Origin of the sequence: Oceaniglobus ichthyenteri, from assembly GCF_003057885.1 — a bacterium.
GTDB lineage: Bacteria > Pseudomonadota > Alphaproteobacteria > Rhodobacterales > Rhodobacteraceae > Oceaniglobus > Oceaniglobus ichthyenteri.
In genome coordinates this window covers 203,858-225,212 of the sequence record NZ_QAGK01000006.1, presented here as the reverse complement: position 1 = coordinate 225,212, position 21,355 = coordinate 203,858, and the positions used below count along the sequence as shown (strand labels likewise).

Here is a 21,355-nt window from a genome sequence, read left to right as displayed (position 1 = left end):
TCCTCGCACTCAATGGTTGAGAAAGCGAAAACACCAATCTAACCTGAGCGAAACCAGTATTCTCCAGTTTATCAGAGTTTTAGGGCATAGTATGACGCAAACATTCACCGGAGCCTCTGATGATCACATAATCGACCTGATCCGGTTTGCAGAGCAACGGTTGATCGTGGCGGCGCCTGCCTTCTCAATTGCAGTGGCTGACGCCTTGGCTGAAAGGATGTCAGACCTTCCCGATCTGTCGTTGACCGTCATCCTCGACGCAGATCCCGAAGTGTATCGCATGGGATATGGCGAGGTCGCCGCGTTAGAGCGCATTCGTGCGGCAGCCGCAAAAGAGAGCTTTCGCCTACAGGAACAGGCAGGCATCAGGATCGGCCTGGTCATCTCTGATGAATGCACATTGATATACGCCCCGTTATCGTCAAACATAGAGGCGGGATCCACCTCTGACGCCAAGCCAAACGGGATCTATCTGGACGGGGCCGTGACCGAGATGCTGACTGAAAAAACAGCAGGGGTCGATGCGCAGGGCCAGCCAGTGAAAGCCGAAATCGGCAATGACAGCCTGAGCGCGGCACGTGTTGCGGCCACCCAGCAGGACCTGACGGAAACGCCGCCGCTTCCCGTTGACCTCACCCGCAAGCTGAATGTTTTCATCACAAGGGTTCAATATGTAGAGTTGAAGGCGAAAGGGTATCAAATCAGCCGCAGACGCGCCGAGTTGCCGAAAGATTTTTTTGGAATGGATAGTGACGATCTGAAGGAAAGGATCACCGGACGGATCGGCACACCGCTTGAGGGTATCGGGAAGCTGGATGTTGAAATCACTATCGGCGAAAAGACCGAAAAACTGAATGTGGACGAGAAGTTTCTTCAGAAAGAGCGTGGTGAAATAGAAAAAGCCCTGACACACGTTATGGCCAAACGCGGACGTGTCATTCTGCGGAAAGACCGTGCCTCATTCGATTATCAGATCGACCGTTTCAAGGCAATCATAGCAGCATACCAGGAAGCGCTGGCTTCTCGACTCGAGGATGCACGTGAGCAGTTTCGAATGTCATTCGTTGACGAATTCCTCGAACGCTGGAGAGCCAATCCACCGGCGAGGTTTGCGAGACGCATAGAAGGTGCAACCGAGGACGAGCTGCGGGCTGGCATCATTTCTGAGGCGGATAAACTGTTCGATCGCATCGTAAAGCTGGATGGCCCTGATGTTACCATTGTCTATAAAGATATCGCTATTGAGGATTTGAAAGACGAGAGCTTTATGACTGCATTGCGTGATGTCATGGCAAGGGGCGGGATGAAGAAGGAGGATCTGGCCAAACTCTTCGAGCAAGGCGAAGCTGCCGCATCACAAGGTAGTTTCAACTTGGACAGTGGTCCGAAATGACCCAATTCGCCTTTCTCGCCGCCGATTTCCCCGACCTTCTTAAACATGCGGAAAAGGCGGAAAAGCTGGCCCTGTCCGATCCGCGCGGCGCGTGTTTCTGGGCGCGTCTAACATTGGAAACGGCGCTGAAATGGCTTTATCGTCGTGATCCGGTATTGCGGAACCCTTACGATCAAACCTTGGCGGCCTTGATCGCAGAACCCAGCCTGACCGAACTCACCGGCCCCGCCATCACCACCAAGGCGAAATATATCAAGGATCAGGGCAACCGCGCCGCCCATGACAGCGGCAAACCCCTTACACCGCAAGACGCCGCTGCCACCGTGCGTGAGCTGTTCCATGTCTGCTATTGGATCTCGCGGACCTATGCGACAGGGGCCAAGCCCGATCCCGCGTTATCTTTCGACATTGCCAAGTTGGAAAAGTCTCTCACCATCACGGCCAGCACAGTCGCGCAAATCCAGAAGATCGAGGGCGATGTCAAAGCCGCCAACAAACGTGCTGAAGAGGCTGAGGAGGCACGCAAAGCTTCGGAAGCAGGGCGGCAGGCGCTCGAAGACGAACTGGCCAGACTGCGCGCCGAGGTTGCCGAAGCCCGCCGTGCCAACCAAGCCGTCCCCGACGATCACGACTATGACGAAGCCACCACACGCGATGCCTTCATCGATCTGCTGCTGACGGAATCCGGCTGGCCTCTGGATCAATCCCGTGATCGCGAGTTTCCCGTCACCGGCATGCCGAACCAGCAGGGGAACGGCTTTGTCGACTATGTGCTTTGGGGGGATGACGGCAAGCCGCTCGCCGTGGTGGAGGCCAAGCGCACCAAGAAAGATCCGCGCACCGGCCAGAACCAAGCGCGGCTCTATGCCGATTGTCTTGAGACGAAGTATGGGCGGCGCCCCGTGATCTTTACCACTAACGGCTACGAGCATTGGCTGTGGGATGATCAGATGTATCCTCCGCGTCCGGTCTCTGGCTTCTTGAAGAAGGATGAGTTGGTCCTGTTGCACCAACGCAGACAAACCCGGAAGGCCCTGAGCGAGGTTAGCATCGACGAGGCTATTGCCGGGCGGTTTTACCAGCAGCGCGCAATTCGGCGCGTTGGCGAGGCATTTGAAAAGGACCGGCTGCGCAAATCGCTGCTGGTCATGGCGACCGGCAGCGGCAAGACGCGGACCGTGATCGCGCTGATCGACCAGCTCCAACGTGCAAACTGGGTGAGGAGGGTGCTGTTCCTCGCTGATCGGATCGCATTGGTGAAGCAGGCGCATGGTGCCTTCAAGACCCATCTGCCATCAACCCCCTCTGCAAACCTCTTGGAGCGCAACGACCCTCGCAAGAATGACCATTCGGGTGCAAGGGTTCTGCTGTCGACCTATCCGACTATGATGGGGATGATCGATAATGTCAGGGACGGAGAAAAACGCTTCGGCCCTGGACATTTCGACTTGATCGTCGTCGATGAGGCCCACCGCTCGATCTACCGCAAATACCGCGCGATCTTTGATTACTTCGATGGAATGCTGGTCGGTTTGACCGCCACGCCGCGTGACGAAATAGACCGCGACACCTATTCCCTCTTTGAGTTGGAGCGGGGTGTCCCTACCGACGCCTATGATCTGGATGACGCAGTGGCCGATGGCTTTCTGGTGCCGCCGAGATCAATCTCGGTGCCACTCAAATTCCAGCGCGATGGCATCGTTTACGACCAACTTTCTGATGAGGAAAAGGCGGAATGGGACGCGCTCGAATGGGATGAAGTGGGCAATGTGCCCGATCGGGTCGAATCCGCGGATCTAAACAAATGGCTGTTCAATATGGACACCGTGGACAAAGTCCTCGAACACGTCATGCGCAACGGCATCAAGGTGGCCGGTGGTGACCGCTTGGGAAAAACCATTATTTTTGCCAAAAACAGTGCCCATGCACATTTCATCGTCGAGCGATTCAACGCCAACTATCCGCACTACCAAGGCAAATTCGCGCAACTTATCGACTATAGCGTCACCTATGCACAGTCGCTGATCGATGACTTTTGTGAAGCCGAAAAAGCACCGCATATCGCTGTTTCAGTGGACATGCTGGACACTGGGATCGATATCCCCGAGGTGGTCAATCTGGTGTTCTTCAAGATCGTGAGGTCGAAAACCAAGTTCTGGCAGATGGTGGGGCGCGGCACACGTCTGCGTCAGGATCTCTTTGGGCCTGATGAAGATAAAGAAGAATTCCTGATCTTCGACTTCTGTCAGAGCCTTGAGTTCTTTCGAGAAAACCCGAAGGCGATTGATGGGCCACTGGCACGTCCAATGGGTGTGCGCCTCTTTACCACGCGTGTCGAATTGATCGGTGAACTTCAAGATGCGGGAGAGGGCCATGATGACTTACTGTCCGGTTTGAAGGACCGCTTGCTGGATGAAGTCAGAGGGATGAATCTCGACAATTTCATCGTCCGCGGCAAAAGACGGGCAGTTGAGAGATTCAAGGATGAAGCAAATTGGGCCACATTGGATCTCGATGCACGTATCTCACTCGAGAATGACGTGGCTGGACTTCCATCGGCCTTTCAAGATGACGGTTTGGCGGCGAAGCAATTCGACCTTCTCCTGCTCAACTCGCAGCTTTGTTTGCTACGGGAAGAAACCGGCTTTGCCTCGCTTCAAGCTCGGATCATCAAATTCGCATCGGCACTGGAAAGCCTGTCAAATGTCCCGGCAGTTGCACTTGAACTGGAATTGATCCTCGACATCCAAACGGACGAATTCTGGAAGGATATTACTGTCGAGAGCCTCGAGTTGATCCGCAAGCACCTTAGAAACTTGGCGGATCTGATCAAGCCGATAGACCGGAAAATCGTGATCACTGACTTTGAGGACGAAATCGGGGCAGGCGATACTATCGATCTCCCTGACGTTGGCGGTGGCATCGATAAAGCGCGCTTCAAAATGAAGATGCGCAGGTTCATCGATGAGCATACTGATCACATCGCCCTGCAAAAAATCAAACGGGCGGTGCCGGTAACGTTAAAGGATATCGCTGAACTCGAGGGGATGATTTTGGGCGCCGGTGTCATCGATACCGAAAGCCTCACAGCCCTTCAAAATGAGGGTGGGCTTGGCCTATTTCTTCGGCAGTTGATTGGCCTCGATCGCGCCGCAGCAAAGGACGCGTTCTCGGAGATCGTGGTGTCACAGAATTTGAATGCGGACCAAACCGAATTCATTAACACGATAATCGACTATCTGACGGAAACCGGCACTGTCGAGCCTCGCTTGTTCTACGAAAGCCCTTTTACGGATATCAACGATCTCGGACTGGCGGGCCTATTCTCCAAAGAGCAGAGTGCCGAGATTATTCGAGTGGTGGAACAGCTGAACCAAGTTGCAGCGGCTTAGGCTCTGATTCAACGTTGCGCATGTTGCTGCCACTTATCCGGCGTGCGCTCTGTCTCCGTCGCTCAGCGGATGCAGAAGCTCGAAGTAAGATCCCGATCCTTGAACCCGGATATCGCCGCAAACCTATCGCGCAGTTCTTCAAATGGCAGCTCGGCGACTTTCTCGACAGGGAGGTATCGAAACCCACGCGCTTCTGCGAGGTCACGCGCCGCATGGAAGCGCTGCTCGGCATCGCTTGTATCTCCGGCCAGCTTGGCCTCCCAAGCTGACACCATCTGATCCCATGTAGAGGTTTCTTTGGATTTCGCTTCGGATGGGGAATCTGTGTGCAGGCTTAGCCACACAAACGTGCGCGGCTCCACCGAGGCATAGCGTTTAGGGACGCGTTTATAGAGATAAAGGGTTCCCTTTCTCGAGCCTTTGCGTGTCGTGATCGCCATAGATGTCCCCATGCATGCTTGGGAAAATGTATTGCAGATTGTATAGCAAAATGTATAGCAGAAAACTCACCGAGACGCAGCCATTTCTCCCGTATCATTGAAAAACAGTGACTTACGTTTGAAAGTGGATGGGCTTATTGGCGGAGAGACAGGGATTCGAACCCTGGGAAGGCTTGCACCCTCAACGGTTTTCGAGACCGCCCCGTTCGACCACTCCGGCACCTCTCCGTGATCGCTGAGGGGGGCATAATGCGGTGTGGCGGCGGGTGCAACAGGTTTGTGATCGAAAATGTGCCAATGTGGTGTGGTTTATTGATTTTGCGCGGCGTCGGCCCTTGGCAGCGGGGCGGGGCGGGCATAGTTTTGGGCTATGCCTCGCTTTTATCTGGAGAGTTCCATGCGCCCGATGCTGTACGCCCTTGCCCTGACGGTTGTGTCCCTGTCGCCCGTCCAGGGCGAAACCCGCAGCGAGGTGCGGGCGCTGTATGATGCGATGCTGATGGAAGATGTCATATCGATCATGCAAAGCGAAGGTGTGGCTTATGGCGAAGAGTTGCGCTCCGAACTGTTTCCGGGGCGCGGCGGCGCGGCCTGGCCTGCGCTGGTCACGCGGCTGTATGACAAGGAAGCGATGCATGACGTTGTGATCGACCGGTTCGATGCCTTGTTGGGCGACACCGAGCTGGACCCGCTATTGACGTTTTTCCAATCGGACCGGGGCGCGCGCATCGTGCGTCTGGAATTGGAGGCGCGCCGCGCCATGATGGCCAAGGATGTCGAGGACGCCGCAAAGGAACGGTTGAACGACATGCGCCAGGAGGGCGATCATCGGCTTGAGGTTCTGGGCACATTCATCGCTGCCAATGATCTGATCGAATCCAATGTGGTGGGGGCGATGAACGCCAATTACGCGTTCTACATTGGGTTGATGGATGGCGGGGCGTTCCCGCAAGAGATGACCGAAGATTCGATATTGAATGATGTCTGGGCGCAAGAGCCTGATATCCGGGCCGATACGATTGATTGGGTCTATTCCTATCTTGGGCTGGCCTATCAACCGCTGAGCGATGATGACATTGCCGTGTACAGCGCCCTGTCAGAAACCGAAGAGGGCAAGGCGTTGAACCGGGCGATTTTCGGTGCGTTCGATACGATGTATACGACGATTTCCCAAGGGTTGGGGCAGGGCGCGGCGCAATTCATCATCGGTGAGGATCTGTAAGCGGTCTGACATTGCCGGGAACGACCGCTGAAACCAAGATGAGTTGAATTTTGATGCCTGACAAACCCGTGGTTCTGACGATTTTGCCCCATCTTGCGGGCTTTGATTCATGTTTTCCGTTGATTGAGCGGTTGCATCAACGGGGGCGGGTTGGCACCGAAACGTGGTTGGGGCCACGGCTGCGGCAGACTGAACCGCGGGTGGTTCAAGCGTTTGATCGGGCGGGAATGGCGCACCGTGATGTGTCGGTGCTGCGGCTGGAACTGGGCGCGCGCCGCGCGATCCGGGCAGCCGATGCGGTGCTGACCCATTCCGACCCGATTGCCTATGGCAAACGGACACGTCCGCGCGATCGGTGGATGATCAAGGGCCCGGCGTCGATCCTGTTTGTTCAGCACGGGATGAAACAGCACGGGCTGAACTATGCACATGACGGCAAGGTGTTTCAATTTGCCGCCGATCTGATGTTGGTGTGGGATCAGCGGGCAAAGCAAGGGCAGGGCACGCTTTATAACACCGCGCCCGGCGCCATCGTGTCATTGTGCGGACCGACCAAAACCAATCGCCTGGCGGCACGCCCCTTGCCCGATCCGTTGGTTAAACAGTTTTCATCCTATCGCCAGCGGGTGCTGATCTGTCACAATTACGGGTTTGAGGCGTTGAATTATGATGACGCTGCCATGCGCCGTTCATTCGCCCAATGGCGGCAGGTGTTCGAGGCGCGCGCCGATACATTGTTCGTGCTGCGCAGTCATCGGGGCAAAGGGCTGACTGCGCTTGGCGATGCGACTGAAACTCTTGTTCAGGGATTGGAGAATGTCATCGTCTCCAAACGCCATGACGGGTTCATGAAATTTGCCGGTATCCACGATATATTGCCCTATATGGACCGGGTGATCAGCCATCCATCAACGGTGGTTTGGGATGCCCTTAGCGTTGAACGGCCGGTGGCGATGATTGACAATACCTGGCCCGATCTGGCGGATCTGCGGCAAATCAGAACGATTGACGATTTTCTTGCCTATCTCGATTGTGCCGATCCGATGGCCGAGGCAGCATCATTGTTGACGGAACTGGGCTCGATTGACGCCAACCTTGACTGTGCCGCCGATCAGGTCGAGCGGTTTTTGGGTGTCGCAAACGTGGGTTGACTCGGGGGCTGTATGGTATAAATCGAACCCACGCTGACAGCCCGGGTGGCCGTTTGGCGTAATTTTATTTGGAATCGTCCCAATGGGGCGCGCTGTCCGAGGCGGGAAACCCCGCAAACGCCCAGAAATGGGGGCCATAGGGCGCGAAACATGAAGGAATAAGCGATGTTCGCGGTACTGAAAACCGGCGGCAAACAATATCGGGTTCAAAGCGGCGATGTGCTGCGCCTGGAGCGTTTGGCGGCAGAAGCGGGTGAAACCATCCAATTCAACGAAGTTCTGATGGTCAATGGCACTGTTGGCACCCCCCTGATCGAGGGCGCGGGCGTACAGGCCGAAGTGATCGACCAGATCAAAGGCGAAAAGCTGATTCACTTTGTGAAACGTCGTCGTAAGCACGGCAGCCAGCGCACCAAGGGGCACCGTCAAAAGCTGACTTTGGTACGGATTGGTGATATCCTAGAATCAGGCGCCGATAAATCCGGCGTCAAGGCCGCCATCGGCACCGGTTCTTTGTCGGCCGCCGCACTTGTCGCGTTGAGCCCGGCCAAGAACAAGCCCGCCAAGCCCGAGCAGGATCGCACCGCGAAACCCGCAAAGGCAAAAGCCGCCAAGGTTGCAAAGCCTGCCAAGGCCGACACAGAAGTTGCAGGTTCAAAGCCCGCAAACCTGTTGGACGCGGCCCGTGATGGCGGCGCTGACGATCTGAAGAAGATTTCGGGCGTCGGACCGAAGCTGGAAGAGTTGCTGAACGAAAACGGCGTGTTCCACTTTGATCAGATTGCAGCTTGGAACACCGAAGAAATCGCCTATATGGATGAGCAGCTGTCATTCAAAGGCCGCATCGAACGCGATGGTTGGTTGGCTCAGGCCACCGAATTCGCCGCTGAAAAGGAGTAAGACCCCATGGCACACAAAAAAGCAGGTGGTTCATCCCGCAACGGCCGCGACTCCGCGGGACGTCGTTTGGGTGTAAAGAAATTTGGTGGCGAATCTGTCATTCCCGGTAACATCATCATGCGTCAGCGCGGCACGAAAATGTGGCCCGGCGAAGGTGTTGGCATGGGGCGCGATCACACGATCTTTGCAACTGCCGAGGGCAAAGTGACCTTTCACAAAGGTCTGAAACAGCGCACCTTTATTTCGGTTCTGCCCGTGGCAGAGGCCGCTGAATAGACCGAACGCCCAAGCGTAGATATCAGGGGGATCGGCACAGCGCCGGTCCCCTTTTCATTTGCGCCCCGATCAACAGACCCTTTGGGAGGAGACCGTCTGTGACACGATCAACCATTCCCCGGCGGTGGCCCGGGTGAGCGTGGCCGTTGTGCCATTTCTTGCCTTTGCGGTCAGTCAGGTGGGCACACCCGGCCCGGCCAACATGGCGCTGATGACCACGGGGGCCGGATTTGGCCTGCGCGCGGCGGTGCCATTTGTGGCCGGCGTGGTGTTGGGCAAACAGTTGATCATCTGGCCCATCGGTTTCGGGCTGATGTCGGTGGCGGCGGTGTATCCTTTGGCGTTTGTGGTGCTGAAATATATCAGCGCCGGCTATATCTGTTGGTTGGCGTGGCGGGTTGCAAACATGCGTCTGAACACGCCAGAGGCGGGCGCGAAGGTGCCCGGTTTTGGCGCTGGTCTGATCGTGCATCCGTTGAATCCGAAAGCGTGGGGAATGATCGCCACCGGGTTCACGGCATTCACGACACCCGGCACGCAGACCTTGCAAGCGACTGCTTTAATTGCCATCTGCCTTCTTGTGGTCCAGATTCTGTTACATCCTTTGTGGACACTCGGGGGTGCGATGATTGCACGTTGGATTGCCGGCACGCCAGCAGAGCGTGTGTTAATGTGGACCCTGGCCGCCCTGACGGTGCTCAGCGTCCTGTTTGTGTTGTTCGGAGGAGGGGCAATATGAAAATGGAAACGATACCCGAACAGGTGGTGATTGCCGCCGAAACCTGTGTTCTGCGGCCCCTGCGCCGGTCGGATGCCGGGCTTTTGGCGATGTATGAGGGCGACGAGCGCGTGGCGCGCGGATCGCGCACCATTCCCCATCCCTTGCCCCCCGGCGCGACCGAGGCGTTCATCGCCCGCGCCCAGGATCCAAAGCGTACAACCGACACCTGGGCGCTGGACGGCAGCGCGTCGGGCCTGCCCGAAGTTGTGGGCATCGTTTCGCTTGAGCGGTTGGAGCGGGATCAGTCGGAAATCACCTATTGGATTGCCCCGGCCTTCTGGAACACGGGCCTTGCCTCGGAAGCGGTGCGCGCCCTGATCGCGGCCCGCCCCCAAGGCGCGCGTACGCTGTTTGGATCGGTGTTTCAGGATAATCCAGCCTCGGCGCGGGTGCTGACCAACTGTGGGTTTACCTATCTGGGCGATGCTGAAACCTTTTGCGTGGCACGGGGCGGCACGGTGCCCACCTGGACCTATACGCTGAAACTGGACTGATCCCGCCACCCCATGTTTGCCACCCTGACCACCGCGCGCATGACCTTGCGCGCGCCACGCCCCGATGATGCAACGGCACTGACCGATGCCATTGGCAATTACGATGTGGTGCGGTGGCTGGGGCGGGTGCCATACCCTTACGGGGTGGCCGATGCGCGGGCGTTTATCGACAGGGCGCAGCCGGGCAAAACCTGGCTTATGTGGGAAAACGACGTATTGATCGGCGGTATTTCCGTGGGTGATGAGCTGGGCTTTTGGCTGGCGCGCGGGGCCTGGGGGCGGGGCCTGGCAACCGAAGCCTGCGATGCGGTGATCGATACCTATTTCGCTGACCCGGCGGCGGGGCCTCTTGAGGCGGGCCATTACGATGGCAACGACCGATCGGCGCGGGTGCTGATCAAACAGGGGTTTCGGTATGTGGGCACGAAACAGGTAACGGCCAAGGCGTTGCATCAACCTCTCTTGTCGCGGGTGATGGAGCTGCGCCGTGACGAATGGCACGCGCGCCGCACCTATCGCCTGACCACGCCGCGCCTGACGATCCGTGAATTGGGTCTGGGCGATGTGCCCTCGCTGATACGGATCGCGGGACAGCCCCGTGTCGCGCAGATGATGTTCAACATCACCGTGCCCTGGCCGGAATCGGCGGCACAACGTTGGGTGCTGGCGGCGCGCTATCGTGGGCGGCTGGGCTTTCGCGCGGCGATTTGCCGACAGGGCGTCCTGATCGGGGTGATCGGCATTGGGCAGGTGCCAGGGCGCAGCACAGTCACCTGTATGTATTTCATCGACCCTGCCCATTGGGGCCAAGGGTATGCAAAAGAGGCGTTGGTGCATTTTCTGAACGACACCATGGCGCGGTTTCACGTTGAAACCATCTGGGCCGACCATTTTGATGACAACCCCGCCAGCGGCGCGGTGTTGCGCCATGCCGGGTTTACCCCGCAACGGGCCAGCACCGGCACATCCGTGGTGCGCGATGGTCCATGTGCAACCACGATCTATTGCCTGAACCGCTCTGATCTGCGCGCTGTCTGACGCGCCCCTCTTGAGCCAGAGGTCGAAACCCTATATCGCCTGCGCCAACCCAAGCGAAAGCAAATCCAATGAAATTCCTCGATCTGTGCAAAGTCTATATCCGCTCCGGCAGCGGCGGCGGCGGCGCGATCAGTTTTCGCCGTGAAAAATATATCGAATATGGCGGCCCCGACGGCGGCGATGGCGGCGATGGCGGCGATGTGGTTGTGGAAGCGGTCGAAGGGTTGAACACCCTGATCGATTTTCGCTATCAACAGCATTTCTTCGCACAATCGGGTCAGCATGGCATGGGGCGACAACGCACCGGCCGTTCGGGCGATGATATCGTTCTGCGTGTTCCCGTTGGCACCGAAATTCTGGACGAAGACGAAGAAACCGTGATTGCCGATCTCACCGAGGTGGGTCAGCGCGTTGTTCTTGCGCGGGGCGGCAATGGCGGTTTTGGCAACCTGCATTTCAAATCGGCCACCAATCAGGCGCCGCGCCGGGCCAATCCGGGGCAAGAGGGGATTGAGCGCACGATCTGGTTGCGCCTGAAACTGATCGCCGATGCCGGGCTGTTGGGGATGCCCAATGCAGGCAAATCCACGTTTCTCGCGGCCAGTTCGAACGCGCGGCCCAAAATCGCCGATTACCCGTTCACCACCTTGGTGCCCAACCTTGGTGTTGTCGGGGTGGACGGGGCCGAATTTGTCATGGCCGACATTCCCGGCCTGATCGAGGGCGCCCACGAAGGCCGGGGCCTTGGAGTCACATTTCTGGGCCATGTCGAGCGGTGCTCGGTCCTGCTGCATCTGGTGGACGGCACATCGGAAGATGTGGCAGATGATTGGAAAATCATCATTGATGAACTTGAGGCATATGGCGGCGCGCTGGCCGACAAACCGCGCATCACCGCGCTGAACAAGATCGACGCGCTGGATGACGAAGAACGCGCCGAGGCCAAAGCCGCGCTAGAGGCTGTGGCAGGCCCGGTGATGATGCTGTCGGGCGTCAGCCGTGAAGGGCTGACCGAAGTGTTGCGGGCTGTGCGGGGCAAAATTGTCGTGGGCAGCGCGGCCGGGGATGAGGATGCGCCATGGCGTCCCTGACCCAAACGCGCCGGATCGATGCATCGTTGAAAGATGCGCATCGGATCGTCGTCAAGATCGGGTCGGCCCTGCTTGTGGATCGCTCCACCGGTGCGTTGCGGGGCGATTGGCTGCATGCGCTGGCGCTGGATGTGATGGCGTTAAAAACGCAGGGCGCGGATGTGATCCTTGTCTCGTCCGGCTCAATCGCGTTGGGGCGCGGTGTGCTGGGGCTTGGCAACGGGTCTTTGCCACTTGAACAATCACAGGCGGCGGCGGCGGTCGGGCAAATCCGCCTGGCCCGCGCCTACGAAGAAGTGCTGCACCCTCACGGCCAGATCACCGCACAGATTTTGGTGACATTGGAAGATACCATGGATCGCCGCCGCTATCTGAACACCCGCGCGACGCTTGAACAGCTTTTGGCGCTGGGGGCGGTGCCAATCGTGAATGAAAACGATACTGTCGCGACCGATGAAATTCGCTTTGGCGACAATGACCGATTGGCGGCGCAAATTGCCGTGACGGTGGGCGCAGATCGGTTGATCCTGCTGTCTGATGTCGATGGGTTTTATTCCGCCAATCCGCAAACCGACGCAACCGCGCGCCGCTTTGACGTGATCGAAAAAATAACCCCTGACATCGAAGCGATGGCAGGCGATGCCGGATCGGGCCTGTCCAAGGGCGGCATGAAAACCAAACTATTGGCCGCACGCACCGCCACAAGCGGCGGATGTGCCATGGCGATCACCGACGGGTTTGCGCATCGCCCGCTGCACGCGATGGCCCAGGGCGCAAATGCCACGTGGTTTTTGGCGCAGGACGATCCGCAAATTGCCCGCAAACGTTGGATTGCCGCCATGAAGCCCCGCGGAACCCTCACCGTTGATTCCGGCGCCGCCGGTGCGTTGAGCCGGGGCAAATCGCTGTTGCCCGCGGGCGTGGTTGACGTTTTGGGCCAGTTTGGGCGCGGTGATCCGGTTTCGATCATCTTGCCCGATGGCGCGGCAATCGGCACCGGTCTTACCCGCTATACCGCCGATGAGGCGCGCGCGATCATGGGTCGGCACAGCCGTGATATTGAACCGGTGCTTGGGTATCCGGGCCGTTCGGTTCTTATTCACCGCGATGATATGGCGCTCTGACTTCTGGTTTTTCTTGCTATAAATATCCAAACCCGACCTCACCAAAGGTGCCACCGATGAAAGATCACACCGACATTCCCGCTTTGATGCAGGATATGGGCCGCCGCGCCCGGGCCGCCTCGGCGGTCTTGGCGTTTGCCACCCCCGCCGCAAAGAACAAGGCACTTGTGGCGGCCGCCGATTCCGTCTGGGCCAACCGCGCCGCGATCATTTCGGCCAATGCCGACGATCTGGACTTTGGCCGCGAAAAAGGACTGTCGCCAGCGATGATGGACCGGCTGATGTTGAACGAGGCCCGGGTGAAAGGCATCGCTGACGGATTGCGCGCGGTTGCGGGCCAGGATGATCCGGTGGGCACCGTGATGGAGGAATGGGATCGGCCCAGCGGGTTGCATATCCGCCGGGTGCGCACGCCGATTGGCGTGATCGGTGTGATCTACGAAAGCCGCCCCAATGTGACGGCGGATGCCGGTGCGCTGTGCCTGAAGGCCGGGAATGCGGTGATTTTGCGCGGCGGGTCAGAAAGCTTTCACTCATCGCGGGCCATTCACGCCTGTCTGGTCGACGGGCTGCGCGCGGCCGATTTGCCCGAAGACGCGGTGCAACTTGTCCCGACCCGTGATCGCGCTGCGGTAAGCGAAATTCTGACCATGACCGATTACATTGATGTCATCGTGCCGCGTGGGGGCAAAGGGTTGGTGGGGCTGGTACAGGAACAGGCGCGCGTCCCGGTTTTTGCCCATCTCGAAGGCATCGTGCATGTCTATATCGATGCGGCTGCCGACCCTGAAAAGGCGCTCAAGGTGGTGATGAATGCCAAAACCCGTCGCACCGGCATTTGTGGCGCGGCAGAATGCCTGTTGATCCACCGCGACGTGGTCGAAACCATTGGTCAGGGTGTGTTGCGGGCGTTGATCGATGCCGGGGTTCAGGTGCGCGGCGATGCGACCCTGGCCGGGATCGAAGGTGTCGATTTCGCCGATGACGATGATTGGGGCCGTGAATATCTTGATATGATCCTCGCCGCGCGGGTGGTGGATGATGTCGATGGCGCCATCGCGCATATTCAGAAATACGGCAGCAATCACACCGATTGCATCATCACCGAAGACGCCGCCGCCGTTCAGCGGTTTTTTGAGAGGCTGGATACTGCCATCCTCATGCACAATGTATCGACTCAGTTCGCGGATGGGGGTGAATTTGGGATGGGCGGCGAAATCGGTATTGCCACGGGCAAACTACATGCGCGCGGCCCGGTTGGCGCGATGCAGTTGACCAGTTTCAAATATCTTGTCACCGGCGATGGTGCCGTCAGAAGCTGAGGGTGATCGCGCCCGCGTCCTCTTCCATGATTACGCGGCGGCCCAGATCGGCCGCTGCTTTGTCGGCAAGGGGGAATTGTACGTGATTTGCCCCAACACCATTGGGCGGGTTGTGCCGGGTCGCCACCGACCATAGATCGGGCAGCGGCCTTAACCGCTCGGCCAGTCCTTCGATACGCCAACCTGTTTCGTTTTGCGATACGGTGATCGTGCCGCCCCAGGGCATTGCGCTTTCCAAGCATTGAATCAGCAGGAACGCCAGTTTCGTTTCAACCCGCAACGGGTGATTTTGCAATTGCCAATCAATGTTCAGCTTTCCCGCCGAAAGCGGCCCGAGGATTGACAGAATTTCGGCCCTGCCAATTTCCTGCTCCGGATTTGCCGCGCCAAAAGCCACGCGAAAAAACCGGATTCGCGCATTCGCATTTTCAACGCTTTCACTGATCAGGCTCATCTCGGGGCTGTCGACGACACCGGACATCGCCAGCAATTCCAACCCATTGCTGATTGCGCCCAGCGGACTAATTAGATCATGGCAGATGCGCGACCCAAGCAACGCGTTCAAATCACACGGGGGTGCCGTCATACGGGGCCTCGTTTCATAAGGGGAAATTTCATGGGCGACATGGCCTCACTGCTGGAGCCGGGGATGATCGTGCGCCACCCCGGCCAACCCGAATGGGGTTTGGGGCAGGTGCAATCGAACATAAATGGCAAGGTCACCGTTATGTTTCGCCAAGCCGGGCGCGTGGTGATTGATGGCACGCGTGTTGATCTCATTCCGGTTTACGATTCCTAAATAGGGTCAAAAAACGCTGACTGCCTTTGTGGTTACGACAGCAATGGTTAATAATGTGTCAACATCGGCGTTTTTGCCACCCCGCTTGTGAGTTTGGACGCCGCACCTTAAAACGCCATCCATGATTGAGGTGGGAACAGATGATATGGGCCGCACTGCGCCACAGTTTTGTTGCCGCCTGGCGCAAACGTCTGCGGATCTGGCGGCGGCACATCGGTTGCGTTATGCTGTTTTTGTTGAAGAACTGGGCGCAGACGGCCCAATGGTCGATCACGCCGCCCGCCACGAGGCCGATCGGTTCGACCCGTTTGCCGACCATCTGATCCTGGTCGATCAACGGCGCGCTGCGGCGGGGCTTGACCATGTTGTTGGGGTGTATCGCCTGTTGACCGGCGAAGGCGCACGGCAGGCCGGGCAGTTTTATTCCGAAGACGAATACGACCTTGCGCCGTTGCACCGTTCGGGGCGACGGTTGTTGGAATTGGGCCGGTCGTGTCTGCATCGCGATTATCGCGGTGGCATGGCAATGATGCACCTATGGGCGGCTTTGGCCGATTATATAAAGACCCATGATATCGGGATTCTATTCGGCGTCGCGTCGTTTCATGGCACCGATGTGCAGGCGCTGGCACAGCCTCTTTCGGCACTGCATCACCGCCATCTGGCGCCCGCTGAATTGCGGGTGCGCCCCCGTCCGCCCCATGGCCATTCAATGGATATCCTGCCTGTCGATCAGGTTGATCGCCCCGCCGCCATGCGCGCGACACCGGCGTTGATCAAGGCGTATCTGCGTTTGGGCGGCGTTGTGGGCGAAGGCGCGTATGTGGATCATGATTTCAATACCACGGACGTGTGCCTGATCCTGGATACAGCGCAAATGAGCCCGCAGCAGCGCAATTTATATATCCGAGATCGCGGATGAGCGTGACCTGGCAAGGCCCGCCGCCACCGCAATCGCCACGCATCGGCCCGGGCGGTTGGCTGCGCGTGGCGGTGCGCGGCCCTGTTTTGGCGATGGTGGTGTTTGGCGGTCTGGTGCTGCTCCTGCTGCTGCGATTGGTCGAGCGGCCCCTGTGTGGCCTCAATCGCCCTGTGACGCCGCATATCACCCGCTGGGTGTGCCGCGGGTCATTCGTCATCATGGGTATGACATGGCGCGTGACAGGCCGCCCGATGGCACGGCGCGGCGCGGTGGTGGCAAATCATTCGTCATGGTTGGATATTTTCGCGCTGAACGCGGCGGATACGGTGTATTTCGTCTCCAAGGCCGAAGTGGCAAAATGGCCCGGCATTGGATGGCTGGCGCGGGCCACCGGTACATTATTCATCCGCCGCAACCGGCATGAGGCGGCGCTGCATCGCGATATGTTTCAACAGCGGTTGAAGGCCGGTCATCACCTGGTGTTCTTCCCCGAGGGAACATCCACCGATGGCTCGCAAGTTTTACCTTTTAAATCAACGCTTTTCGAGGCGTTCCTCACAGATGACCTGAAGCGTATCCTGCATATACAACCGGTGTCGATCCTGTATACCGATCCTGTCGGGAATGGCCCGCGCTACTATGGCTGGTGGGGGGATATGGAATTTGGCGCGCATCTGTTGAAAATCCTCGCAACAGCGCCCCAAGGTGGTGTTGAGCTGATATATCACCCGCCTGTCGCGGTTGCCGATTTCAGCAACCGCCGCGAAATCGCCCAGTATTTGGGCGATCAGGTTCGATCATCTTTTTGTTAATGAATGCAGGAAATTACGACATCAGATTGATGTAGTGCTTTAACTTATCAACCGGCGCGTCATCGGCCCAGATTTCATCACCAATACCGAAAAAGTCGGTCACGGGGGCCAGTGCGGAAATGGTGCCATCGTCCAGCCCGCCTTCTGCGACCACCGGCACTTCGATCATCTCGGACCACCAGGCAAACAAATCGGGTTCGGCGATGGTGCCATCGCCCAGCGGTGTCGGTGTCACCGGGCCAAAGCTGACGTAATCCGCGCCGCTTTCTCCGGCGCTCATCCCATCATGGCGCGACGCGGCGCAATATGCACCAATTATCGCGTCAGCGCCCAGATCCTTGCGCACCTTGCGCAGATTGCGCGCGCCTTCGACCAAATGCACACCGTCCAGGCCCAACCGTTCGACCAGTAACAGATGATCCTGAATAACGATGGCCACGTCACGGTCGTGCACAACACCGCGCAAGGCATCTGCGGTGCGGGCGATCAGATCTTCGTCACGGCTGGCCAGATGAAGGCGCACACAGGCCACATCAACGGCGTCCAGCACTTGCGCCAGTTGATCGGGAAAGGTGTTGATATCCAATGTGGGGGGTGTGATCAGATAAATCTGCGGGCGTTCGGATTGGGCCATGGTGCCTCTCGTGAAATGCGATTTTGATGCCTTTTAGACCGGATTGCCTGGCTTGACCATTGGCTGTGCGCGGCTTGATCCCGGCGGGTTTGCGCCGTATGACGCGGCAACCGAATTGGGGGCATAATGGCCGCAGAGATCAAGGCGCAACCGCTGTTTGTATTGGTACGTCCGCAAATGGGCGAAAACATCGGCGCGGCGGCGCGGGCGATGTATAATTTCGGCCTGACCGACATGGCGATGGTCGCCCCGCGCGATGGCTGGCCCAACAGCCGTGCCGTGGCCTTGGCCAGTGGTGCAGGCCGGGTGTTGGACGGCGCACAGATCCATGATCACACCGCCGATGCCGTGGCCAATTGCGCCTTTGTCTTTGCCACCACCGCGCGCAGCCGTGACATGACCAATCCGGTGTTCACCCCCGAAGCGGCAATGGCGAAAGCAGCCCAGATTATCGCGACAGGCCAAAGGGTTGCCGTGTTGTTCGGCCCTGAACGCGCCGGTTTGGAAAATGATGATGTGGCCCGCGCCAATGCGATTATCAACGTGCCGGTCAACCCGGATTTCGCATCGCTGAACCTGGCGCAATGCGTATTGCTCACCGCCTATGAATGGCGGCGTCAATCCGAAACGGTCGCGCCGGAAACCGTGCATTGGGCGGGCCAGGAACCTGCGACATTGATTGAGGTTGAAAAACTGGCGCAACATTATGAACAACGGCTGGATGAGGCCGGGTTCTTTTTTCCGCTGCACAAGGCCGAGTCGATGAAGCTGGCCTTGCGCAATATGTGGTCGCGGTTGCCGCTGACCTCGGCCGATGTGCGCACGCTGCATGGCATGGTGCGACAATTGCTGCGTGGCCGACAGGGTTGATGGGGCCGTGGCCCGGCGCTAGGTTCCGCGCAAAGGGGATGACATGACTGGTAAACGCGCAATTTTCGAAGAGGTCGGGGCCGAACAACCCCGCAACGCCCCCCCCAAAGGTGGCATGATCGATGCCAAGCCCAAAGGCGCACGCCGTGCGATCCGGGCGTGGCTGATGGTGCTGTTTGCCTTGGTCGTGGTGATGATCGCGGTGGGCGGTCTGACCCGGCTTACCGACTCGGGGCTTTCGATCACCGAATGGCGCCCGATCACCGGTGCCTGGCCCCCCATTGGCGCCGAGGCATGGCAGGCCGAGTTCGACAAATACCGTGAAATTCCACAATACCAGTTGCAAAACAAAGGGATGAGCCTGGGCGAGTTTCAGTTCATCTATTGGTGGGAATGGGGCCATCGCCAGTTGGGTCGGGTGATTGGCCTGGTCTGGGCGCTGGGGTTCTTTGGCTTTCTGCTCACGCGCACGATCCCCACGGGATGGACGATGCGCCTGTTGGGGCTGGGTGTTCTGGGCGGCGCACAGGGTGCAATCGGTTGGTGGATGGTGACATCCGGGCTGACGGGCACGGCGGTGTTTGTGGCGTCCTACCGATTGGCCATTCATCTGGGCCTGGCGTTTGTGATCCTTGGCTTCATCGCCTGGTATGTGTTCCAACTGGGCCGCAGCGAGGCACAATTGATGCAGGCGCGGCGCAACCGCGAAGCGCGGCTGGTAAGCGCCGCCACGGTTTTGATCGCCTTTGCAGCTGTGCAAATCCTGTTGGGCGCACTGGTCGCGGGGATTGATGCGGGCCGGTCCTATCCTGATTGGCCGTTGATGGCGGGCGGGGTTTTCCCACCCGAACCCTTTGGGCTGACACCGATCTGGCGCAACTTCTTTGAAGATCCGGGCCTTGTGCAATTCATGCACCGCACCGCCGGTTACATCCTGTTTTTGTTGACGCTTGCGATCTGGTGGCGCGCGCGCCGCTCGCCCAACCGGGCGACACGGTTCGGGTTCAACGCGGTTCTCGCGATGCTGAGCGTTCAGATGGTGCTGGGCATTGCGGCGGTAATTTATCAGGCGCCGTGGCACATTGCCATTGTGCATCAATTCGGGGCGGTCATCTTGTGGGTGCTCATGTTGCGCGCCCGCCATCAGGCCCGCTATCCGGTCGCGCAATCGGTGCGCGGCTGATCACATCACAGGAGTCTGCCCGTGTCCGCCTTTGAAAACCTCATGGCCCATCAGCGCGAAACCGAGGCATTGGCCCAAATCGCGGGTCGCCTCGGATGGGATCAGGAAACCATGATGCCGCCCGGCTCTGCCACCCAACGGGGCGAAGAAATGGCCGCGATCGAGGGCGTGCTGCATGCCCGGCGAACCGATCCGCGTGTCGGTGAATGGCTGGAAACAGCCGAGGCGCCCGATGAAATGGGGCAGGCCGCGCTGCGCCTTATCCGCCACAGTTACGAGCGCACAACCAAACTGCCCGCCCGCCTCGCCGCCGAACTGGCGCGCGTCACCAGCCTCAGTCAGGGCACCTGGGCCAAGGCCCGCGCCGCCAATGATGTCGCGGCGTTCCTGCCGACGTTCCGAAACGTGGTGGCGTTGAAACGGGAACAGGCCGCCGCCCTGGCCGATGGCGGTGATTTATACGATGCGCTGCTGGATGATTACGAACCGGGCACAACGGGCCGCGACCTGGCCGATATGTTTGGTGCGCTGCGCCCCCGGTTGGTGGCCTTGCGCGACCGCGTGCTGGGGGCAAGCCATCAACCAATCACACTGGCGGGGGATTTCAACGAGGCCGGGCAGCTGAAAATCAGCGATGCTTTGGCCCATGCCTTTGGCTATGATTTCAATCGCGGCCGGATCGACAAAGCGGTGCATCCGTTTTCGTCGGGGTCGGGGAGCGACGTGCGCATCACCACCCGAACCAGCCCGACTGATCCGTTCAACTGCTTTTACTCCACGATCCACGAAGTCGGCCACGCCGCCTATGAACAGGGAATCGATCAGGCCTATCTGCTCACCCCGCTGGGGCAGGGTGTATCCATGGGCGTGCATGAAAGCCAAAGCCGGATTTACGAAAATCAACTGGGCCGTTCGGCGCCGTTCACCGGCTATCTCTTTGACTTGATGAAAGACACGTTCGGCGATTTCGGCGTGGCCGATGCCGCGGCGTTTCATGGCGCGGTCAACCGGGTCACCCCCGGTTTTATCCGCACCGAGGCAGATGAGGTGCAATATAATCTGCACGTTTTGCTGCGCTTTGATCTTGAACGTCAGCTGATCGCTGGAACCTTGTCGCCCGATGATCTGGAAGAGGCGTGGAACACCCGGTTTGCCGCCGATTTCGGCGTTGCCGTCGATTGTCCGGCCAATGGAATCCTGCAGGATGTGCATTGGCCCGTGGGCCTTTTCGGATATTTCCCGACTTATACGTTGGGCAATGTCTATGCCGGGTGCCTCAATCAGGCGATGCGCGCCGCGGTGCCCGATCTTGACGATCATCTGGCCCAGGGCAAGACCGCGCAGGCAACCGCGTGGTTGCGTGAAAATCTGCAAACCCACGGCGGGTTGCGCACACCACGCGATACGATCAAACACGCCTGCGGCTTTGACCCCCACGAAGGCCCGCTTCTGGACTATCTCGAAACCAAATTCACCGCCCTTTACCGCCTTTAAACCGCCGCTTGGTCTTT

At 58.6% G+C, this 21,355-nt stretch carries 21 protein-coding genes and 1 tRNA gene; 18 read left to right on the top strand and 4 right to left on the bottom strand.

What is annotated here, in order from left to right:
* Window positions 1–91: 91 nt before the first annotated feature.
* Together C8265_RS11305 and C8265_RS11300 are read left to right on the top strand one after the other, a co-directional pair.
* Window positions 92–1,393, top strand: coding sequence for a hypothetical protein (locus C8265_RS11305; RefSeq protein ID WP_108484109.1), 1,302 nt, complete (start codon window positions 92–94; stop codon window positions 1,391–1,393).
* Complete coding sequence (locus tag C8265_RS11300) at window positions 1,390–4,785, top strand: DEAD/DEAH box helicase family protein (protein WP_108484108.1); 3,396 nt, start codon at window positions 1,390–1,392, stop codon at window positions 4,783–4,785. Before C8265_RS11305 ends, C8265_RS11300 begins: the two co-directional genes overlap by 4 nt.
* Before the next feature lie 62 nt (window positions 4,786–4,847).
* Here C8265_RS11300 and C8265_RS11295 read toward each other — a convergent pair whose 3' ends face one another.
* Both C8265_RS11295 and C8265_RS11290 read right to left on the bottom strand, forming a co-directional pair.
* Window positions 4,848–5,225, bottom strand: a complete 378-nt coding sequence (locus C8265_RS11295; RefSeq protein WP_206050332.1) for a DUF6538 domain-containing protein — start codon at window positions 5,223–5,225, stop codon at window positions 4,848–4,850.
* A gap of 138 nt (window positions 5,226–5,363) precedes the next feature.
* Window positions 5,364–5,453, bottom strand: a tRNA-Ser gene (locus tag C8265_RS11290).
* 169 nt (window positions 5,454–5,622) lie between these two features.
* On the opposite strand from C8265_RS11290, the gene C8265_RS11285 reads away from it, so the two are divergent.
* From C8265_RS11285 to C8265_RS11240, 10 genes are all read left to right on the top strand, one after another.
* Window positions 5,623–6,447 (top strand): DUF2059 domain-containing protein, encoded by an 825-nt coding sequence (locus C8265_RS11285; RefSeq protein WP_164512315.1) that lies wholly within the window; start codon window positions 5,623–5,625, stop codon window positions 6,445–6,447.
* Between the two features lie 53 nt (window positions 6,448–6,500).
* Window positions 6,501–7,598 (top strand): hypothetical protein, encoded by a 1,098-nt coding sequence (locus C8265_RS11280; protein WP_108484106.1) that lies wholly within the window; start codon window positions 6,501–6,503, stop codon window positions 7,596–7,598.
* A gap of 165 nt (window positions 7,599–7,763) precedes the next feature.
* On the top strand, window positions 7,764–8,498 hold the full coding sequence (locus C8265_RS11275; RefSeq protein ID WP_108484105.1) for a 50S ribosomal protein L21: 735 nt from the start codon (window positions 7,764–7,766) through the stop codon (window positions 8,496–8,498).
* 6 nt (window positions 8,499–8,504) lie between these two features.
* Window positions 8,505–8,774, top strand: coding sequence for a 50S ribosomal protein L27 (gene rpmA, locus C8265_RS11270; protein ID WP_108484104.1), 270 nt, complete (start codon window positions 8,505–8,507; stop codon window positions 8,772–8,774).
* Window positions 8,775–8,907: 133 nt separating this feature from the next.
* A complete protein-coding gene (locus C8265_RS11265) occupies window positions 8,908–9,513 on the top strand; it encodes a LysE family translocator (RefSeq protein WP_108484188.1) in 606 nt (201 codons plus the stop codon).
* Window positions 9,510–10,049 carry a GNAT family N-acetyltransferase gene (locus C8265_RS11260; protein ID WP_108484103.1) on the top strand — a complete coding sequence of 180 codons (540 nt, stop codon included), beginning with the start codon at window positions 9,510–9,512 and terminating at the stop codon, window positions 10,047–10,049. Before C8265_RS11265 ends, C8265_RS11260 begins: the two co-directional genes overlap by 4 nt.
* A 12-nt stretch (window positions 10,050–10,061) precedes the next feature.
* Window positions 10,062–11,087 (top strand): GNAT family N-acetyltransferase, encoded by a 1,026-nt coding sequence (locus C8265_RS11255; protein WP_108484102.1) that lies wholly within the window; start codon window positions 10,062–10,064, stop codon window positions 11,085–11,087.
* 68 nt (window positions 11,088–11,155) lie between these two features.
* On the top strand, window positions 11,156–12,178 hold the full coding sequence (gene obgE, locus C8265_RS11250) for a GTPase ObgE (protein ID WP_108484101.1): 1,023 nt from the start codon (window positions 11,156–11,158) through the stop codon (window positions 12,176–12,178).
* A complete protein-coding gene (gene proB / locus C8265_RS11245) occupies window positions 12,166–13,302 on the top strand; it encodes a glutamate 5-kinase (RefSeq protein ID WP_108484100.1) in 1,137 nt (378 codons plus the stop codon). The genes obgE and proB overlap by 13 nt, the downstream gene beginning before the upstream one ends.
* A gap of 56 nt (window positions 13,303–13,358) precedes the next feature.
* Window positions 13,359–14,624: a glutamate-5-semialdehyde dehydrogenase gene (locus tag C8265_RS11240; RefSeq protein ID WP_108484099.1), complete on the top strand. Its 1,266-nt coding sequence runs from the start codon at window positions 13,359–13,361 to the stop codon at window positions 14,622–14,624.
* Here C8265_RS11240 and C8265_RS11235 read toward each other — a convergent pair.
* The gene (locus C8265_RS11235; protein WP_108484098.1) at window positions 14,614–15,210 is read right to left on the bottom strand and encodes a histidine phosphotransferase family protein; all 597 of its coding nucleotides are present in this window, start codon (window positions 15,208–15,210) and stop codon (window positions 14,614–14,616) included. The genes C8265_RS11240 and C8265_RS11235 overlap by 11 nt on opposite strands.
* A 39-nt stretch (window positions 15,211–15,249) precedes the next feature.
* On the opposite strand from C8265_RS11235, the gene C8265_RS11230 reads away from it, so the two are divergent.
* The 3 genes from C8265_RS11230 to olsA all read left to right on the top strand — a co-directional run bounded on the left by C8265_RS11230 (window position 15,250) and on the right by olsA (window position 17,157).
* Window positions 15,250–15,423, top strand: coding sequence for a DUF3553 domain-containing protein (locus C8265_RS11230; RefSeq protein ID WP_420818867.1), 174 nt, complete (start codon window positions 15,250–15,252; stop codon window positions 15,421–15,423).
* A 145-nt stretch (window positions 15,424–15,568) separates the two neighbouring features.
* Window positions 15,569–16,345 carry an L-ornithine N(alpha)-acyltransferase gene (gene olsB / locus C8265_RS11225; RefSeq protein ID WP_108484187.1) on the top strand — a complete coding sequence of 259 codons (777 nt, stop codon included), beginning with the start codon at window positions 15,569–15,571 and terminating at the stop codon, window positions 16,343–16,345.
* Window positions 16,342–17,157 (top strand): lyso-ornithine lipid O-acyltransferase, encoded by an 816-nt coding sequence (gene olsA / locus C8265_RS11220; protein ID WP_108484096.1) that lies wholly within the window; start codon window positions 16,342–16,344, stop codon window positions 17,155–17,157. The genes olsB and olsA overlap by 4 nt, the downstream gene beginning before the upstream one ends.
* 13 nt (window positions 17,158–17,170) lie before the next feature.
* Here olsA and C8265_RS11215 read toward each other — a convergent pair whose 3' ends face one another.
* Entirely contained in the window at window positions 17,171–17,791 is a 621-nt protein-coding gene (locus C8265_RS11215) for a thiamine phosphate synthase (protein WP_108484095.1), read from the bottom strand.
* Between the two features lie 126 nt (window positions 17,792–17,917).
* On the opposite strand from C8265_RS11215, the gene C8265_RS11210 reads away from it, so the two are divergent.
* From C8265_RS11210 to C8265_RS11200, 3 genes are read left to right on the top strand one after another with little or no spacing between them, the layout of a single operon-like run.
* Complete coding sequence (locus C8265_RS11210) at window positions 17,918–18,661, top strand: RNA methyltransferase (RefSeq protein WP_108484094.1); 744 nt, start codon at window positions 17,918–17,920, stop codon at window positions 18,659–18,661.
* 43 nt (window positions 18,662–18,704) lie between these two features.
* Window positions 18,705–19,844, top strand: a complete 1,140-nt coding sequence (gene ctaA, locus C8265_RS11205) for a heme A synthase (protein WP_108484093.1) — start codon at window positions 18,705–18,707, stop codon at window positions 19,842–19,844.
* Window positions 19,845–19,886: 42 nt separating this feature from the next.
* Complete coding sequence (locus C8265_RS11200) at window positions 19,887–21,338, top strand: carboxypeptidase M32 (RefSeq protein WP_164512319.1); 1,452 nt, start codon at window positions 19,887–19,889, stop codon at window positions 21,336–21,338.
* Window positions 21,339–21,355: the final 17 nt, after the last annotated feature.

What these genes read in the sequence shown, in the direction of transcription:
- C8265_RS11305 (WP_108484109.1), top strand. Translation starts at nt 92, where the DNA reads ATGACGCAAACATTCACCGGAGCCTCTGATGATCACATAATCGACCTG.
- C8265_RS11300 (WP_108484108.1), top strand. Translation starts at nt 1,390, where the DNA reads ATGACCCAATTCGCCTTTCTCGCCGCCGATTTCCCCGACCTTCTTAAA.
- C8265_RS11295 (WP_206050332.1), bottom strand. Translation starts at nt 5,225, where the DNA reads ATGGCGATCACGACACGCAAAGGCTCGAGAAAGGGAACCCTTTATCTC.
- C8265_RS11285 (WP_164512315.1), top strand. Translation starts at nt 5,623, where the DNA reads ATGCGCCCGATGCTGTACGCCCTTGCCCTGACGGTTGTGTCCCTGTCG.
- C8265_RS11280 (WP_108484106.1), top strand. Translation starts at nt 6,501, where the DNA reads ATGCCTGACAAACCCGTGGTTCTGACGATTTTGCCCCATCTTGCGGGC.
- C8265_RS11275 (WP_108484105.1), top strand. Translation starts at nt 7,764, where the DNA reads ATGTTCGCGGTACTGAAAACCGGCGGCAAACAATATCGGGTTCAAAGC.
- rpmA (WP_108484104.1), top strand. Translation starts at nt 8,505, where the DNA reads ATGGCACACAAAAAAGCAGGTGGTTCATCCCGCAACGGCCGCGACTCC.
- C8265_RS11260 (WP_108484103.1), top strand. Translation starts at nt 9,510, where the DNA reads ATGAAAATGGAAACGATACCCGAACAGGTGGTGATTGCCGCCGAAACC.
- C8265_RS11255 (WP_108484102.1), top strand. Translation starts at nt 10,062, where the DNA reads ATGTTTGCCACCCTGACCACCGCGCGCATGACCTTGCGCGCGCCACGC.
- obgE (WP_108484101.1), top strand. Translation starts at nt 11,156, where the DNA reads ATGAAATTCCTCGATCTGTGCAAAGTCTATATCCGCTCCGGCAGCGGC.
- proB (WP_108484100.1), top strand. Translation starts at nt 12,166, where the DNA reads ATGGCGTCCCTGACCCAAACGCGCCGGATCGATGCATCGTTGAAAGAT.
- C8265_RS11240 (WP_108484099.1), top strand. Translation starts at nt 13,359, where the DNA reads ATGAAAGATCACACCGACATTCCCGCTTTGATGCAGGATATGGGCCGC.
- C8265_RS11235 (WP_108484098.1), bottom strand. Translation starts at nt 15,210, where the DNA reads ATGACGGCACCCCCGTGTGATTTGAACGCGTTGCTTGGGTCGCGCATC.
- C8265_RS11230 (WP_420818867.1), top strand. Translation starts at nt 15,250, where the DNA reads ATGGCCTCACTGCTGGAGCCGGGGATGATCGTGCGCCACCCCGGCCAA.
- olsB (WP_108484187.1), top strand. Translation starts at nt 15,569, where the DNA reads ATGGGCCGCACTGCGCCACAGTTTTGTTGCCGCCTGGCGCAAACGTCT.
- olsA (WP_108484096.1), top strand. Translation starts at nt 16,342, where the DNA reads ATGAGCGTGACCTGGCAAGGCCCGCCGCCACCGCAATCGCCACGCATC.
- C8265_RS11215 (WP_108484095.1), bottom strand. Translation starts at nt 17,791, where the DNA reads ATGGCCCAATCCGAACGCCCGCAGATTTATCTGATCACACCCCCCACA.
- C8265_RS11210 (WP_108484094.1), top strand. Translation starts at nt 17,918, where the DNA reads ATGGCCGCAGAGATCAAGGCGCAACCGCTGTTTGTATTGGTACGTCCG.
- ctaA (WP_108484093.1), top strand. Translation starts at nt 18,705, where the DNA reads ATGACTGGTAAACGCGCAATTTTCGAAGAGGTCGGGGCCGAACAACCC.
- C8265_RS11200 (WP_164512319.1), top strand. Translation starts at nt 19,887, where the DNA reads ATGGCCCATCAGCGCGAAACCGAGGCATTGGCCCAAATCGCGGGTCGC.